The 15,223-nt window shown below is 44.1% G+C and carries 18 protein-coding genes; 16 read left to right on the forward strand and 2 right to left on the reverse strand.

What is annotated here, in order from left to right; translation table 11 throughout:
• The first annotated feature begins 11 nt into the window (after nucleotides 1-11).
• The 3 genes from PG062_RS15825 to PG062_RS15905 are packed head-to-tail and all read left to right on the forward strand — an operon-like array spanning nucleotide 12 to nucleotide 972.
• Nucleotides 12-362 carry a glycosyltransferase gene (locus PG062_RS15825; RefSeq protein ID WP_333559403.1) on the forward strand — a complete coding sequence of 117 codons (351 nt, stop codon included), beginning with the start codon at nucleotides 12-14 and terminating at the stop codon, nucleotides 360-362.
• A 17-nt stretch (nucleotides 363-379) separates the two neighbouring features.
• The gene (locus tag PG062_RS15900) at nucleotides 380-520 is read left to right on the forward strand and encodes a glycosyltransferase (protein WP_408611407.1); all 141 of its coding nucleotides are present in this window, start codon (nucleotides 380-382) and stop codon (nucleotides 518-520) included.
• Nucleotides 521-540: 20 nt separating this feature from the next.
• A complete protein-coding gene (locus tag PG062_RS15905) occupies nucleotides 541-972 on the forward strand; it encodes a hypothetical protein (RefSeq protein WP_408611405.1) in 432 nt (143 codons plus the stop codon).
• 43 nt (nucleotides 973-1,015) lie between these two features.
• Here the strand turns inward: PG062_RS15905 and PG062_RS08355 are convergent, their stop codons facing one another.
• Entirely contained in the window at nucleotides 1,016-1,417 is a 402-nt protein-coding gene (locus tag PG062_RS08355) for a helix-turn-helix transcriptional regulator (RefSeq protein WP_270751924.1), read from the reverse strand.
• A 294-nt stretch (nucleotides 1,418-1,711) separates the two neighbouring features.
• Between PG062_RS08355 and PG062_RS08360 the strand changes: the two genes are divergently transcribed.
• The 13 genes from PG062_RS08360 to PG062_RS08420 all read left to right on the forward strand — a co-directional run bounded on the left by PG062_RS08360 (nucleotide 1,712) and on the right by PG062_RS08420 (nucleotide 13,200).
• Entirely contained in the window at nucleotides 1,712-1,918 is a 207-nt protein-coding gene (locus PG062_RS08360) for a hypothetical protein (RefSeq protein WP_113998574.1), read from the forward strand.
• A gap of 486 nt (nucleotides 1,919-2,404) precedes the next feature.
• Nucleotides 2,405-2,659 (forward strand): hypothetical protein, encoded by a 255-nt coding sequence (locus PG062_RS08365; RefSeq protein ID WP_270751925.1) that lies wholly within the window; start codon nucleotides 2,405-2,407, stop codon nucleotides 2,657-2,659.
• A 207-nt stretch (nucleotides 2,660-2,866) separates the two neighbouring features.
• Nucleotides 2,867-3,118 carry a helix-turn-helix domain-containing protein gene (locus PG062_RS08370; protein WP_113998664.1) on the forward strand — a complete coding sequence of 84 codons (252 nt, stop codon included), beginning with the start codon at nucleotides 2,867-2,869 and terminating at the stop codon, nucleotides 3,116-3,118.
• Between the two features lie 37 nt (nucleotides 3,119-3,155).
• On the forward strand, nucleotides 3,156-3,722 hold the full coding sequence (locus PG062_RS08375; RefSeq protein ID WP_270751926.1) for a DEAD/DEAH box helicase family protein: 567 nt from the start codon (nucleotides 3,156-3,158) through the stop codon (nucleotides 3,720-3,722).
• A gap of 13 nt (nucleotides 3,723-3,735) precedes the next feature.
• Nucleotides 3,736-4,416 (forward strand): GTP pyrophosphokinase, encoded by a 681-nt coding sequence (locus tag PG062_RS08380; RefSeq protein WP_270751927.1) that lies wholly within the window; start codon nucleotides 3,736-3,738, stop codon nucleotides 4,414-4,416.
• Nucleotides 4,417-4,451: 35 nt separating this feature from the next.
• Nucleotides 4,452-6,011, forward strand: a complete 1,560-nt coding sequence (gene cls / locus PG062_RS08385; RefSeq protein ID WP_270751928.1) for a cardiolipin synthase — start codon at nucleotides 4,452-4,454, stop codon at nucleotides 6,009-6,011.
• Nucleotides 6,012-6,440: 429 nt separating this feature from the next.
• On the forward strand, nucleotides 6,441-6,974 hold the full coding sequence (locus PG062_RS08390) for a DUF4316 domain-containing protein (RefSeq protein WP_270751929.1): 534 nt from the start codon (nucleotides 6,441-6,443) through the stop codon (nucleotides 6,972-6,974).
• A 166-nt stretch (nucleotides 6,975-7,140) separates the two neighbouring features.
• Nucleotides 7,141-7,518 (forward strand): helix-turn-helix domain-containing protein, encoded by a 378-nt coding sequence (locus PG062_RS08395; protein ID WP_270751930.1) that lies wholly within the window; start codon nucleotides 7,141-7,143, stop codon nucleotides 7,516-7,518.
• Nucleotides 7,518-8,336, forward strand: coding sequence for an ImmA/IrrE family metallo-endopeptidase (locus PG062_RS08400; protein ID WP_270751931.1), 819 nt, complete (start codon nucleotides 7,518-7,520; stop codon nucleotides 8,334-8,336). Before PG062_RS08395 ends, PG062_RS08400 begins: the two co-directional genes overlap by 1 nt.
• A gap of 521 nt (nucleotides 8,337-8,857) precedes the next feature.
• Nucleotides 8,858-9,559 carry a hypothetical protein gene (locus PG062_RS08405; protein ID WP_270751932.1) on the forward strand — a complete coding sequence of 234 codons (702 nt, stop codon included), beginning with the start codon at nucleotides 8,858-8,860 and terminating at the stop codon, nucleotides 9,557-9,559.
• A 31-nt stretch (nucleotides 9,560-9,590) separates the two neighbouring features.
• A complete protein-coding gene (locus PG062_RS08410; RefSeq protein WP_270751933.1) occupies nucleotides 9,591-9,911 on the forward strand; it encodes a hypothetical protein in 321 nt (106 codons plus the stop codon).
• Between the two features lie 142 nt (nucleotides 9,912-10,053).
• Nucleotides 10,054-11,724: an AAA family ATPase gene (locus PG062_RS08415; RefSeq protein ID WP_270751934.1), complete on the forward strand. Its 1,671-nt coding sequence runs from the start codon at nucleotides 10,054-10,056 to the stop codon at nucleotides 11,722-11,724.
• A 570-nt stretch (nucleotides 11,725-12,294) separates the two neighbouring features.
• A complete protein-coding gene (locus PG062_RS08420; protein WP_270751935.1) occupies nucleotides 12,295-13,200 on the forward strand; it encodes an AraC family transcriptional regulator in 906 nt (301 codons plus the stop codon).
• Nucleotides 13,201-13,246: 46 nt separating this feature from the next.
• Here PG062_RS08420 and PG062_RS08425 read toward each other — a convergent pair whose 3' ends face one another.
• Nucleotides 13,247-15,205: a glycoside hydrolase family 20 zincin-like fold domain-containing protein gene (locus tag PG062_RS08425; RefSeq protein WP_270751936.1), complete on the reverse strand. Its 1,959-nt coding sequence runs from the start codon at nucleotides 15,203-15,205 to the stop codon at nucleotides 13,247-13,249.
• Nucleotides 15,206-15,223 lie beyond the last annotated feature (18 nt).

Genomic DNA, 15,223 nt, shown 5'->3' on the forward strand with positions numbered 1-15,223 from the left:
GTATTAAGAACATCAAGAACGTTGGCTTCCAGAAAGGCGAAGCACTGGAGAAGCTGATCCGTGAGGCACGGTTCTCCATTTACCCGTCTGAGTGGTATGAGAACTGCCCGTTCTCCGTAATGGAATCCCAGATGTACGGCACGCCGGTGCTGGGTGCAAACATCGGCGGCATCCCGGAACTGATTCAGGTCGGCAAGACCGGCGAGCTGTTCGAGAGTGGTAACGGGAAAGATTTGAAAGAAAAGATTGAAAAGCTCTGGGGTGATAAGAAGCTGTGCGAGCAGTATAGCAAGAACTGTAAGGACATTAGCTTCGATACCATTGATGAGTATTACGAGAAAATTATGAAAGTGTATCAGTAAGACTGATATATCCGTATATCAGGAGTTGCGATTTGTTAGTACAGCCTTCTAGATGGGAAGGAAAATCAGTCGTTTTGGATGAAGCAAAAATACTGGCAAAACCAATACTTGCAACTAATTATTCTACAATTAAGGATCAGTTAAAGGATGAAGTCTAAAACAGTAGAAGCTCTTTCATTTGGAAAAATATTTGTTGGAACTGAGGAAAGCTTGTTTGGATTCTGGGAAGAAATGGATAGCGATATCAGAGGAAAAACTTGCTATCAGTGTAACACGCAAGAAGAATGGATTCTATGCTTTAAAGGGTAAGTATGCTGACAAGAAGAAATTAGCTGATGAAGCTATTTATCTGGAGCGTAATCTCTGTCAGGAAGCTGGTGGTTGGCAGGATCAAATCGCTGCATCTTTCGGTGGATTCAATCGTATTAACTTTAATGCGGATGGATATGAAGTTCTGCCGGTTATTATTTCACCGGAGAGAAAGAAGCAACTTAACCAGAATTTGATGATGTTTTTCACTGGGTTTACCCGTTTCTCTTCTGATGTGCAGAAAGCAAATGCAGCAGGCAAACAAGATAAGACAGCACAGCTGAAAGAGATGCATCCATAATGTGCTCTCCTTTCGAGGATGGCATAGTGAATGGAACGGAATTTTACAGGCTCAATATTCGGTTCTTTTCTCGTTCTTGCTCGCGGTACTTAAAATAGGCTTTGTGCATTTCATACATGATGCCGTCCATATCCTGCGCGGTCAACTCTCCGCTGGCAAAAAGCTCAGTAAGCTCGAATGCGAGATGCTGGGCTTCTATTTTACCCTTTTTTCCGTAGGTTGCTGCAGCGCGTTCAATAAATAAAGACTGATCCGGTTGTATGTGGGTCAGAGGCACATGGAATATATCGGCCATTTTTTCAAGTATTTCAACATTGCGAGGGTAGCGACCATCACGTTCCCATCCGATGATTGTTCGTTTGCTGACACCCAGACACTTTGCCAATTCGTCCTGTGTTAAGGAATTTTTCTTTCGTAAATCACGAACTTTCTCTCCAAATTTCATGTTTGCAACCTTTCTATGGAGCAGTTATCGTACTGTAACAATGTGCAACGGAATTTGTAAATATTCAATTCAGAATGTGCAATAATATTTCACATTTTCCTCTTGACACCGCGACACTACTTGCATATAATATATGCTATATTCTTTCAACTTTTATGGCTATTATACTGGAAATTGCGTAAATATGCAAGCAAAAAAGGTGAAATTCAAGAAAAGTTCAGAAGAGTCCATTAAGTTGAAACGGAATGAACGAAAAGGTGAAATTCAAACCATAAAAAGGAGGCCGTGAAAAAGATGAGTAATGGAGAACATGAGATCCGCACTCCGAAGGGATTGCGGATTGGAAATCGCAGTGTCGTTGATGGGAAAAATATGCTTCAGATCAAGCGTGGAGGCTGTGAAGATTACATTTCTGCTGAATCTCTGGTGGAGCGCATTCACGGCCTGCCCGTGAAGAGTATCGAGTTTATCACAGAGGAGGATCAGCGAAAAGACGCCTGAAGCAGAATCCTTCATCGGACACTGAGAGTGCAAAGGTGGAAGTTTAGGCGGCACTTAGTTAGCCGACCAGCTCCATCAGATGTTCTTTTGGGTCTACAATATAATATCTGTTTGTTTAGAGCGATACCGTAGCAATATGTGATATTGGCCGGAACAGAATGAGCGAAAGCAGCGCAGAAGTGCGCCTGCAAGTAGTTCATCCTGTTCCGGCCTTTTTTGTTTTTCAAAAAATATTTTTAAAACTGTATTCCAAAATGCCCCTGCGGATTCCTATTAGTATAGGGACTTCCCAAAAGTAGAAAGCAGCAAGAGGAATCTTAGATTCCCGTTTAAAAAAACGGGTGAATCTGAGACGATTTCTGCTGCTTTTTTCAGTTCACCCGGAGCCGAACGGCAGAAAGGTGGACAAAATGCTTACATTGAAAAAGGTCAAAGAACTGGTAGAACATCGTTGTACTGTGGATTGTACGCCTACTTGCGTTGCCAGTGATTGCGCTGCTGTATGCGGCGGGATTTGTACTTAATCTTCTGTATGGTATCTGCGGCAGTATTGGTATGATTCTTGCCGGGCTGGGCGGCTTTGCGGCTTTCCTTGCACTGTTAGATGGCAGCTATGCACAGGCGGCAGCTTCGGCGCTTGTGGCGCTGCTGTTATGCCCGTTTGCAGCACCGATGCTGCTATCGCTGGCAGGAAGTGCCTTGATTGTCACTGCAGCAGCATTATTTGCTTGGCTGTTCTGAAAACAGAATATGACGATGAACCGCTGTCGGCTGCACAGCGGTTTTTCTTTTTCAGATAGCATTCAAGAAGTTATAAAGTCGGGATAGTAATGGAAGAAACTGAAATTGAAGATTATTTTGCCGATTGCTTTGCTAAACTTTCGCACACTCTTGCGAGGTGCGGCAATGAATGGTATAATCATAATAAAGTATACGCAGGAGGGCGTCATGGCTGTTTCGTATAACCGTTTATGGAAACTATTAGTCGATAGAAAAATGAGCAAAGCCGATTTGCGGAAAGCCTCCGGCGTTGCACCGAACACAATGACTAAACTCCGCAGAGATGAAGAAGTCACGCTTACAGTCCTTGGAAAAATATGCAGCACACTTAATGTCGATTACGGTGACATTATGGAGTATATAGACGAAAGGGATGACGAAGAACATGACCCCGGAAGAAAAGGCGCGTCTTGCGATTGATGAAAAGCTGAATCAATCCGGCTGGGTGATTTAAGACATGAAACGGCTGAATCTCTCCGCTTCTCTTGGTGTGGCTGTTCGTGAGTTCCCCACCAGTACGGGTGAGGTCGATTATGCCCTTTTTGTTGATGGTAAGCCCGTGGGCGTAGTCGAAGCCAAGCGCGAAGAAGCCGGAGAGCATATCACGGACGTGGAAGTGCAGTCGGGCCGCTATGCCAACAGCACCTTCAAATGGATAAAGAACGAGTATGCCATTCGGTTTGCCTATGAAGCAACGGACAAAATCATTCGTTTTACCGATTATAAGGACATCAAGTATCGTTCCAGAACAGTATTCTCGTTCCACCGCCCGGAAACGCTGCGGGATTTGCTAAGGCAGCCCGATACCATTCGGAACAATATGAAGCACTTCCCGCCGCTGGACACCAACGGCTTCCGTAAGTGCCAGATTAACGCCATCAACAACTTGGATCAGTCCTTCGCGGATAACCGCCCCAAGGCACTGGTACAGATGGCAACAGGTGCGGGCAAGACCTTTACCGCGATAACGGCTGCTTACCGTCTGCTGAAGTATGGCAATGTTTTGAAATCAGGGATGAGGTAGAAAGGAAAGTTCCATGACAAAAGATGAAGTAAAAAAACTCAGGATGAACAGTCCGGAATCACTACAGTTTTTAAATAATGCTACAAAATTTTATAATTTAATGATGATGTATCGTTGTGCTATTCGGGAGATACAAACTAAGCTTGAGGTTTTGGATGATGAATTTTCAGTTGAGAACAATCGAAATCCTATTTCTTTTATAAAAACAAGAATTAAGAAGCCCAATAGTATTTACAATAAACTGCAGAAGATGGGATATGAATTTACAACAGAAAATATACAGACATATCTCAATGATGTAGCAGGCGTTCGAATAGTTTGTGCGTTTATTGACGATATTTATATGATATCTGATTTGATCACACAACAAGATGATATCAAAGTTATTGAAGTAAAGGATTATATAAAAAATCCCAAACCAAATGGCTATCGAAGCTATCACATGATTGTTGAGATTCCTGTATTTTTTGCTAAGGGTAAAACACCTATGCGTGTAGAACTTCAAATACGAACTAATGGGATGGATTTTTGGGCAACGTTGGAACATCAGCTTCGTTATAAAAAAGGCATTGAAGAAATGCCTGGATATGAAGAGATAAGTGAAGAATTACTTCATTCTGCAAGAGCTATCATTGAAGCAGATAATGAAATGCAGAGAATAAAAGACAAAATTGGTATGTTCCACGAAATTTAGGGAGAAAACTGAGCAAGTAGGAAGGCGGAATATATATGAAACAAGATACTTTAGAGGGCAAAGCAAAAACAAAAAATGGGGTAAAACGGCTGTGTTTTTCCATAATCTGCATTCTTCTGGAAGTGATTTTTATTATTACTATCGTAACACGCTTGAATGAATATGCAGAAATCATAAATCTATTTACAAGGATTTTAAGTGGAATTTTAGTTTTGGGATTGTATGCATCAGATAAGACATCTTCCATGAAAATGCCTTGGGTTATATTAATTTTAGTTTTCCCAATTATGGGTGTAGGCCTATATTTATTGATTGGTTTAAATGGTGGCACACATAAAATGCGTGAGCGATATGCAGAAATTGATAGCAAATTGTTACCAATGCTTCCGGACAGTCAGGAGTGTTTGAGCAGAATAAAAGAAACAATTCCGAAAGCAGGAAATATAGCAAGTTACATACAAAGAAATTCGCAGTATCCAATCTATCAGAATACGGATATTGTGTATTTTGATGAAGCAGTGAAAGGATTAGAGGCACAGCTTAAGGATTTGGAGAAAGCACAGAAGTTTATCTTTATGGAATATCATGCGATAGAAGACGCTGAAGCATGGCATAAGATTCAAGATGTTCTGGAAGAGCGAGTAAAAGCAGGTGTGGAAGTTAGAGTATTCTACGATGATATGGGTTCTATAGGCTTTATTAACACAGATTTTGTGAAAAAGATGGAGACAATAGGAATTCATTGCCGTGTATTCAATCCGTTTATGCCAGGTTTAAATCTGTTTTTGAACAATCGTGATCATAGAAAAATAACAGTTATTGATGGAAAAGTCGGATTTACAGGTGGATATAATCTAGCAAACGAATATTTTAATTACACACACCCGTATGGACAGTGGAAAGATACAGGTATTCGTTTAGAAGGAGATGCTGTTCAGTCGCTTACGGTGACATTTTTGGAAATGTGGAATGCAGTAAGTGATAAGGGTGCTAATGATTCTGATTTTAGTAAATACATTATTCATTACGATTATAAAGCACAGCAAACAGGTTTTGTTCAGCCTTATGCAGACAGTCCTATGGATAATGAGCAGGTCGGAGAAGAAGTTTATATCAGTATGATAAATAAAGCTGAAAAATATTGTTGGTTTATGACTCCATATCTAATCATAACAGATGAAATGACGCATGCGTTATGTCTGGCTGCTAAGCGAGGGGTAGACGTAAGAATTATCACACCTGGTATCCCTGATAAAAAATTCATTTATAATGTAACTCGTTCTTTTTATCATGGATTAGTTAAACATGGTGTTCGTGTTTATGAGTGGACTCCTGGTTTCTGTCATGCAAAAATGAGTGTGGCAGATGACTGTATGGCAACTTGTGGAACAATTAATTTGGATTATCGAAGTTTATATCACCATTTTGAAAACGGCTGTTTTATGGCAGATTGTCAGGCAGTTGTGGAAATAAAAAATGATCTGATAAGAACGATGGGAGAATGTCGTGATGTGACAGACCAATATCAAACCGGACGAAGTGCATATTTGCGACTGGGACAATTATTTATGAGATTATTTGCTGGATTGCTATAAGAATCTGATGAAACGACCTTTCAAAAAACAGTTGATTTAGAAGTTAACTGTTTTTGAAAGGCCGTTTTTGCTATATCTAACAGTCTGTTGTACAAAGAAGATTTTGCATGGATGAAAAAACAAACCTTGTTGAGGTTAAATTGAGTTTTCCATTGTATTGTATTGCTAATGAATAAGAACAAGAAAATGAACAGACAATGCTGAATGCTCTGGAAACAAGAATATCTGAGTATAGTATGTAAGTTCGTAACAGAATGAAAGGAGCGATTCAAATGAGCAATTTGGAAAATTATATGAAACAGCAAGCAATTTTTTGTGAACAAAATGATAGCATTAGTAAGAATCTGTATTTAATGATTCAAAATCAGAAAATTTGGTGTCAGTGACGTTATTGCAATCACAGCGGCAGGAAAGACCGCATTTTACTATGTGGACAAAGAAGCACTGGTAAAGTTCAACGGCTTTCTGGCACCAAAAGCTGAGGGCAGCTACCTGATTTTGAATGAGGGTGGCTATCAGATAGAAGGCCAAACAGATACATGGAAAGTCATTGACGAAAAGAATGTGCAGGAGCAAAGATTTGTACAGCTTGTCTGTGAACAGACAAAAAAGCAAAAACCGGACATTGTTCTCCACGACAGCGGAGTTTTGGTGGCGCAGACGGTTTACGGATTTGACAGTTCGGTTATGAAGAAAATCGAAAAGTTTCTTCGAGAACAAAAGCCGGAACTGCTGCATCATCAGAAGTTTTTGGAGAATGGCACCGCAGAACGTGCCAAAGAATCCGGCACAGAGCAGAATTACAACATGATTGATGGCTGTGTCAACAATAATCCGAAGAAACCGCGTATCATCGGAAATCGGATTTCAGTCCTTGACCGCCTGCACATCAAACTGGAAGAGCGAAAACAGAAAAGTCAGCCCCAACAGCAACAGCAGCAGGAGAGAAGCCGGAAGAATTAAAAATCCGATACAGTGCAGAGTGGTGGTTCCATAAAAAGAGCCACCGCTCTTGCTTTTGTAACCGAAATGGAAACAAAATATTATGAAACTCAAAATTAGTTTCCAAATGATTGATATTCTTTCTGAAAGAGCGTATAATGTAAGTACAAGAATAGGAGGCGATTATATGCTGGATGTCAATATGATAATTGCAAACAACATTCAGGCTGAACTGAAAAAAGAAAACAAAAAGCAAGTTGATCTGGCAGAAGGAATTGGAGTCTCCAAGCAGACAATGAGCAAAATCATGAATGGTGCAAGAGCAATCAACGCGATTGAACTTCATAAAATTTCTGAATACCTTCATGTGTCGATGGATTCTCTGATGAAGATGCCGGAAAAGCCGATGGACACAAATGTAATCCATGCGTTTATGGGGCGTGTTAAAACTGAGGAAGCAAGAAAGGGAATCCGGCTTGCGGATGAACTGTCCGATATGATTCTGTTCCATACTAGGGTGTGCGAGAATGGGAAAAAGATGGAGCAGCCCTGGGAGGATAAGTGATGAACAATGTTCTGGAAGATAGCCTCTTTGTAAGCCAAACCAAGAAATTTGATGAAATCCAATCCATCGTTAGACAGTTCTCGGCAGAGTATGTTGGCAATTCCGTTATCAAGGACAATATCTTTGCTGTCATACAGAACTATGCCAGAAAAAAAGAAATCGCGCTGGAAATGCTTCGTTACCCGATCCATGATGATGAATTATGGGCTTTGACCTTTTTGAAGCAGGATACGATTTTTGTGTGCGTAAATACAGCACTTCCGCTTTGTAAGCAATTTTTTGCGGCGGCGCATGAACTGTATCATATCTACTGCTATGTGGAAAATGCAGACCAGAGCTATATAAAAAATGGTTCTATGCTGGATTCGGCAACAGGGGATGAAACAGGAAGAACGCAGGAGGATTTGGAAGCAAATGCCTTTGCAGGGCTTCTTCTGATGCCGGATCAACTGCTCCATGAGCAGATTCTGCTGTATGGGCTTGATAAAGATTTGGTTACAGTAGATTCTGTCCTGATGCTTATGGATATGTTTGCAATGCCCTATAAGGCAGTTGTACTGCGTTTGTTTGAAAGCGGAAACATATCTCATCAGCAGGCTGAAAAGCTGCTGGAGGTGGGCTCTGCGGACGTAATGGAAAGAGTATCGCTGACAGGTAAAGCAAAACGCTGGCAGCTCGATGGCAAAGGAACAGAATCTTTTGGCACACTCCTTGAGAAAGTTGAGTATAACAGACAGCATGAGTATCTGACGGAATCCAGAGAAAAAGAAGATGTGGCCTATCTTACTCAACTGAAAAAAGAGTACGGCTTGGATTGAGGGGGTGTCAGATCGAAGTGAAAAGATACGCACTGCTGGATACTGACTTCATTTCCAAAACGCACTCTGTTCAAGATGATGGCGGCAATCATTTGATTGATCGGGTCATAGAATTGCCGGAGTATGAGTTCTTTTGTCATGCACAAATCGTAACGGAACTCAATCGGTATGCAGATGGCTTTTATTTTCCAAGGCCACCGATAAGTGGGGGAGAGCAGAAGCTCATATAGCACCCGTGTGGGTCGTGTATCCCAATTTCAGTTATTATTGAACCAATCTAATTTATTCTTCGAGTGATTTACACCAAGAGTATTGTAGGATGTATCACATGAATTGTGGAAGCGCGAGCTCCCATTGTTGCTCGAAACTTTGCACGCCTCTCCGTGGTGAGCAACAGGCAACACAGTAAAAGGTACTGTGGCTGGATTGTAAAGTGAAGAATATAATTATGCGATTCGAATTTGTGTGATGTCAGTATAAATATATAAAATGTGCTTTTGCTTGAAAAAGGAGAATTAGCTATGGACGAGCGAACTTTGGAGAAAAATGAAGCGATACAAAAGATGCTGAAAAGTGAGTACGACTTAGCAAAGCGCGAGTGTGAATACTATACACAGGAGTTTAATAAGCAAGATACTATATACGGAGTCTATTTTGCAGTGTTTTCTGTAGTGGTTGGTGCAATTTATAAAATTGCCGAAACCAACAATGACCAGCTGCAACTTGCTAATTTAGCTGTCGTATTAAACCAAAAGATTATAATTGGTGGAATGGTATTGTTTTTGGCATTTGCTTACATATATGTGTTTTTAGTAATAATGGGAAACTCATATTACCTCATTCTTTATAGTGGAAAGATAATTGCTCTCGAAAAAATGATGAATCATTTCTTAGAAAAGGAAATATTTATATGGGAATCCTACATTATGGATAAAATTCAATCTCCTCAAAATAGATTTACAAAGGGTTATTTCAATGTTAATATTCTAAAAGGAGCAATAGCAGTAGTTTTGTATATCGTTGTTGAAGTGATATTAGGAATTATATGGAGTCTTATATTTGATGACTTTATTGTGACCCTTATTTATTGTGTGGCTTTTGGGAGTTTGTCAGGATTTGTTTTAATGAATTGGTTGAAAATGTGGATACATTTACCTGAGTACTATAAAAGTTGTTTTATAGATCTATATAAAAATAAGCTGCAAATAAAATCAGAGGATTAATATTAATAAGATGTGGGAATGCTCCCATATTATGGCCAAGAGTGTGAAGAATAAAATCAAGAATTACAAAATCGGTATGTCTACTACAATAAAAGATAAACTAAAGAAAATTATAACTGAGACTGTATTTGATATTAATGCGGTGGTTTTTTACTCGACTTTAGGAATCGCTATTCTCATGACAATAGCAAGTGTTGTTATTGCGAAGTGTCGGATTGTGATGTTTTATGTGGATCAAACGCAAATGAGTGCATTATTTACAACGACGGCACAAATAGTAGGTGGCTTGTATGGACTAACGCTAACTGCATCTTCCCGTTGCTGGGCGTGTGAAAATTCGTTTTACATTTGAAGATGTGCTGGCAGGCTATGCAGAATGAGTTGTAGTCGAAATCACTGCTGTAAGCAGAGTTTTTCTTGTAAGAACACGAGATGCATGGTATCATAAGAGTAAGGAAAAGTCTGTGCATGGCTACGCGAAAGGAGCAGCAGAGATGAAAGAAATGAATATTCCCGTTGGAGTTTCGGACTTTGAAGAAATTCGAAAAAATGGGTATTACTATATTGATAAATCGGGACTGATTGGAGAACTGCTCAGTAGAACAGGAACGAAAGTAACGCTTATCACTCGTCCCCGACGCTTCGGTAAGACATTGGGCATGAGTATGCTGGAAAACTTCTTTGACATCCGCAAAGACAGCAGAAAACTGTTTGAGGGACTGGAAATTACAGAAAACCAAGCATTGTGCGTTGAGTGGATGAACCAGTATCCGACAATTTTTGTTTCATTTCGACAAGTAGATGGACTGAATTTCACCGGGGCATACGATATGCTTACAATGGTGATAGCAGATTTGTACAACAAACATCTTTATTTGCTTGATAGTGAAAATGCTACAGAGTTCCAAAAAACAGCGTTTGAGCATCTTGCACATGGCAGTGGCTCCATAAAAGAAGTTAAGAGCAGCCTTATGCTTTTGACAACGATGATGCAAAGTTATTATGAAAAGCCTGTAATTCTTCTTATAGACGAGTATGATGTACCCGTAGCAAAAGCAAACAACAACGGTTATTATGATGAAATGCTCGATGTCATGAAAGGCCTGATGCAAGCACTGAAAGACAATCAAGCCCTTCGTTTTGCAGTTGTTACAGGTTGCTTGAAGATTGCGAAAGAGAGCATCTTTACAGGAACCAACAATTTTGTATCGGATACTATCACAAATTCTCGTCTGAACGAGTATTTCGGATTTGTACAGAGCGAGGTTGACCAGCTGCTAAAGGATGCTGACCTGACAAAGCAGGCTGAAAATATCAAGAAATGGTATGATGGATACCACTTTGGTGACTTTGATGTTTACTGCCCGTGGGATGTAATGAATTATTTGCTGGAACTGCAGCGCAACCCGAAAACTAAGCCCATCAGCTACTGGAAGAATACCAGTGACAATGCCATTATCCGTTCCTTTATTGACTATGCAGGCAGTACCATCACAAATAAACTTGAAACGCTGATGGCTGGTGGCTGCATCGTTCAGCGTGTGGATGAAAACCTGACCTATGATTATCTGCATTCCTCAGAAGACAATCTTTGGAGTACGCTGTACCTGACAGGGTACTTAACCAAGGCGCGTGAAGATGATTATAAGGGTGAGTTGCCGGATGGCATGGTTGCCCTTATGATTCCGAATGCAGAAATCAAAGAGATTTTTGAAACAACAGTCATCAAATGGTTCGATGACAGTACGAAGAAGTGGAATCGAAATGCGCTGTTTGATGCAGTTTGGAACGGTGACAGCGAAGGCATTACCAAGGAAATGAATGCTCTGCTCCGGCGCACCATAAGCTACCATGACTACCGGGAAGACTTCTATCATGCTTTCCTTGCGGGCATCTTCACGGGTGCCGGATATATGGTGGATTCCAATAAGGAGCATGGAGAAGGCCGAAGTGATGTGGTCGTTTACGATTCCATCAATGCCCGCGTTGCAATCTTTGAAGCAAAGTACACGAAGGTATTGGAAAATCTGGAAAGTGAATGCGATATAGCCTTGCAGCAAATTGATGATCGGATGTACGCAAAGGAGTATGAGGACGACTATGATCAGATTCTTTGCTACGGTATTTCGTTCTTTAAGAAACGTTGCATGGTAAAGAAAAAGTGATTCACAGCAAATCATAACTTGAATTCTGTATTATAACTTAAAATGAGTTATAATACAGAAAAAGAGTTATAAAGAGAAGCTCGCATAAACCACAGACAGCACCCAAGATGATTTGAGGGTGCGTCTGCGGCTTATGCGGGCCTTTTTATTTTGTGATTTTAATACGGATGGATGTTAAATTCCAAGGCTGACAAGAGTGGCCTTTAACTCCTTCGCCGTGCGGATAATGATTTCCTGCTCAGTTTCGTTGCAGTCTAATAAGAGGCGATGTAAATCGGAATCAGAGGAAGAAAGAGAATAATCGAGGCTGTCAACCAGTAACGCATCGACAGAAATATGTAGAGCATTGGCGAGATCAACCAAGATTGGCAAACTGGGGGTCTTGACTCCGTTTTCAAGATAGACAATATTTGTACTTTTTGTGCTAAAGCTCTGTTTTTGGAGCTTTGCGTTTATTATAAAACTCTAGCAGGGAAACTCCATCCCCGTACCTGTTGACTAGGGCGGAAAACCGCGATACAATAAAAGAAACGACCTTTTTACGGCAGCAGGCCACGAGGAAAACAAACTATGGAAGTAGAACTGCTCAAAAAATACGGCAGTGTGAGCCCCGGCAAAATAGAGAATCTGGACGGCACGACTGAAACTGTCGATTTCCGCTTTTCAACGGCGATCCGCTTTTACCACAACATGGAGGACGCCGATTTCCCACTGCACTGGCATGCCCCTGGCGAGATCATCTCCCCCATCGAGGGTACCTACACGGTTACGATTGCGGGCAAGACCGTGACGCTGCAGCCCCATGATGTGCTGATTATCGCATCGGGCGAGCTGCACAGCATTCGCGCACCCAAAACGGGGGAGCGATACATCATGAACTACAGCGTATCGTACTTTCATCAGATACAGGACATGGCCGAGTTGTTCAACACGTTCTACCCCTTCCGCCTTGTCACCCGGCAGGAGGACCCCGAACTGGCCGACCAGCTGTTTGCGGTGCTGGCGCAGATAGAGGGTGAGTATTTCAGCACGAACGTCTGCCGTGAGAGCGAGATCATGGCCTTGATGCTGCACTTTTTCTCGATCTTCGGGCGGTATGAGCACCGCCAGAACAGCGAGCAGGTGCTGGATTACCCCAAGCAGCAGGACCACATGCGCCGCTTTGCAGAGCTGTGCGCCTACATCAACAACCACTGTACCGAGCGTCTCTCGGTCGAGGATCTGGCCTCCCGCGCGGGGTTTAGTGTCTACCATTTTTCGCGCCTGTTCAAGGAAAACACGGGCATGACCTGCCACAATTACCTGGTGGCGCGCCGCATCATCTATGCCAAAGCACTGCTGGTGGATGATACGATCCCCATCACCGAGATTGCTATGCGGTCGGGCTTCAACTCGATCGCAACCTTCAACCGCCTGTTCAAGGCGCAGATAGGCTATACCCCTACCGAGTACCGCCAGATGGCCTCCCACGGATAAAAAAGCGCCGCCGCGTGAAAGTTCCACGCTGCGGCGCACTTTTTAATTATTCGTAAATTTTGCGGCCGTGGGCATCGCCGATGCCCGTTTTGCGGTAGAAGTAGGTGTTGATGACATCGCGCCACTCACAGGCGTGCTCCTTCTGGTGGGCAAAGCGTGCCTCCAGGCGGGCATACACGGCAGGATCCAGGTAAGGCTTCAGCGTCACAACCTCATCGTAGAACCGCGCGGCGTCCTCGGCACCTTCGAAGTGGGTGTCGTAGATGTGCTGCAGGATCGTTTTGCCGCTCTTGAGCACATAGTTGTACGGCATGTGGTGGAAGAAGAGCAGCAGCTCTTCGGGGCAGGTCTCCACATTGGCGTACATTTCGGCCAGTTCGGGGGCGTACTGGTGGCAGTAATCGCTGCCCGTGGGCGAGCGGTCAATGCCAATGCCGTCGAAAGAGGCGCGGTGGTAGCAGCCCCAGCGGCTGTACTCATAACCGTCAACGTTGGGGCCGTAGTGGTAGTTGGGGTTGACCATCCAGCCCACGCCCAGGGGGGCGTTGTATTTTTCATAGGTGGGCCAGGACTGCATCAAAATGCGGTGCAGCGTCTTTTCCACAGGCTCATTATTGCCGAAGGTCAGCCGCAGCCACTCGCCAGCAATCACGGCGGGGTCCAGCGTGGTGTCATAGCTCAAGCGGCCGAATCCGTAGAGGTTCGCAGCGGCCAGGTCGTGGCCGGTCCAGTTTTCATCGTTGCCGGTGTTGGTCACGGCCACCATTCCGTTGCCCGCGCCCTGGATCAGCGCACGCACATGGGCGTCGCCGTTCGGGCGGGTGTGCATGTCGAAGTCCAAAATCTGGCGGAACCAGGGCATCAAGTAGCAGACGTGGCGCTGCTGGCCCGTGTACTCCTGCGCAATTTGGAACTCCACGGCAATGTGGGTGTGCTGCAGGCCGCCAATCAGCGGGGAGACCGGTTCGCGCACCTGGAAGTCCATGGGGCCGTTCTTGATTTGCAGCGTGACGTTGTCGCGGAAGGTGCCGTCCAGCGGCATAAAATAGTCGTAGCCTGCGCGAGCGCGGTCAATCTTGGTATTGCGCCAATCCTGCTGGCAGTTGTAGACGAAACAACGCCAGACAATGTGACCGCCGCAGGGGGCCACGGCATCGGCCAGCATGTTTGCGCCGTCGGCCTGGTTGCGACCGTAGGTGAAGGGGCCGGGGCGGCCCTCGGAGTCGGCCTTTACCAGGAAACCACCCAGGCCGGGCAGGTTTGCCCAGACCTCCTGGGCCTTATCCGCCCACCACTTGGCCACAGCGGGGTCGCAGGGGTCGGCGGAGTCCATGCCGCCCAGCTCCATCGGGGCGGCAAAGTTAATGCTCAGATACAGCTTGACGCCGTAGGGGGTGAAGATTTTCAGATACTCCTGCAGAGCGCCGAAGTAGCGGTCGGTGATGAGCCAGCTGGCGGCGTCCTTGACGTTGACGTTATTGATTGTGATGCCGTTGATGCCCACGGACGCGAGCATACGGGCGTAAGCCGTCAAACGCGGTACATCGATTAGAATTTTGGAATCTTTGAAAAAGAAGGAATCGCCGGAGTAGCCGCGCTCAATGCTGCCGTCCATGTTGTCCCAGTGGTTCAGCATGCGCAGGCGGTTGGATGGTGCCTTCTCCTCATCGGCGGTGAACTGCGCCCACGCCTTGCCTGCAGTCTGCAGATTGCGCAGCAGTGCAAAAACGCCGTACAAAACGCCTACTTCGCTGCCGCCCTCGATGGTGCAATGGCCGTCGGCGGCTTTTAAGCGGTAGCCCTCAGGGTCCAGGGTCGTGTCCAGCGCCAGGGTGATGTCGTCGCCCTCGGTCAGCGCTGCGCCGTACAGGCCCTTGAAGCCCTCGGCCAGTTCTGCCTTGGCGCGGTCGATGGTTTCGCCCGTCAGCTCGGTATGCAGAGAAATCGCGTCGCAATGGCAGCCCCTAATCTCCGGGTATGCCAGCCAGCACTTGGTAAATGCCATGGTAAAACCTCCTATATA

The sequence above is a fragment of the Gemmiger qucibialis genome (assembly GCF_027689445.1).
GTDB classification, from domain to species: domain Bacteria; phylum Bacillota; class Clostridia; order Oscillospirales; family Ruminococcaceae; genus Gemmiger; species Gemmiger qucibialis.

Bases quoted from the DNA above. Each gene is read 5' to 3' on its own strand.
- PG062_RS08405 (WP_270751932.1), top strand. From the start codon at position 8,858: ATGGACGAGCGAACTTTGGAGAAAAATGAAGCGATACAAAAGATGCTG.
- PG062_RS08410 (WP_270751933.1), top strand. From the start codon at position 9,591: ATGGCCAAGAGTGTGAAGAATAAAATCAAGAATTACAAAATCGGTATG.
- PG062_RS08395 (WP_270751930.1), top strand. From the start codon at position 7,141: ATGCTGGATGTCAATATGATAATTGCAAACAACATTCAGGCTGAACTG.
- PG062_RS08380 (WP_270751927.1), top strand. From the start codon at position 3,736: ATGACAAAAGATGAAGTAAAAAAACTCAGGATGAACAGTCCGGAATCA.
- cls (WP_270751928.1), top strand. From the start codon at position 4,452: ATGAAACAAGATACTTTAGAGGGCAAAGCAAAAACAAAAAATGGGGTA.
- PG062_RS08415 (WP_270751934.1), top strand. From the start codon at position 10,054: ATGAAAGAAATGAATATTCCCGTTGGAGTTTCGGACTTTGAAGAAATT.
- PG062_RS08400 (WP_270751931.1), top strand. From the start codon at position 7,518: ATGAACAATGTTCTGGAAGATAGCCTCTTTGTAAGCCAAACCAAGAAA.
- PG062_RS08355 (WP_270751924.1), bottom strand. From the start codon at position 1,417: ATGAAATTTGGAGAGAAAGTTCGTGATTTACGAAAGAAAAATTCCTTA.
- PG062_RS08370 (WP_113998664.1), top strand. From the start codon at position 2,867: ATGGCTGTTTCGTATAACCGTTTATGGAAACTATTAGTCGATAGAAAA.
- PG062_RS08420 (WP_270751935.1), top strand. From the start codon at position 12,295: ATGGAAGTAGAACTGCTCAAAAAATACGGCAGTGTGAGCCCCGGCAAA.
- PG062_RS08360 (WP_113998574.1), top strand. From the start codon at position 1,712: ATGAGTAATGGAGAACATGAGATCCGCACTCCGAAGGGATTGCGGATT.
- PG062_RS08375 (WP_270751926.1), top strand. From the start codon at position 3,156: ATGAAACGGCTGAATCTCTCCGCTTCTCTTGGTGTGGCTGTTCGTGAG.
- PG062_RS08425 (WP_270751936.1), bottom strand. From the start codon at position 15,205: ATGGCATTTACCAAGTGCTGGCTGGCATACCCGGAGATTAGGGGCTGC.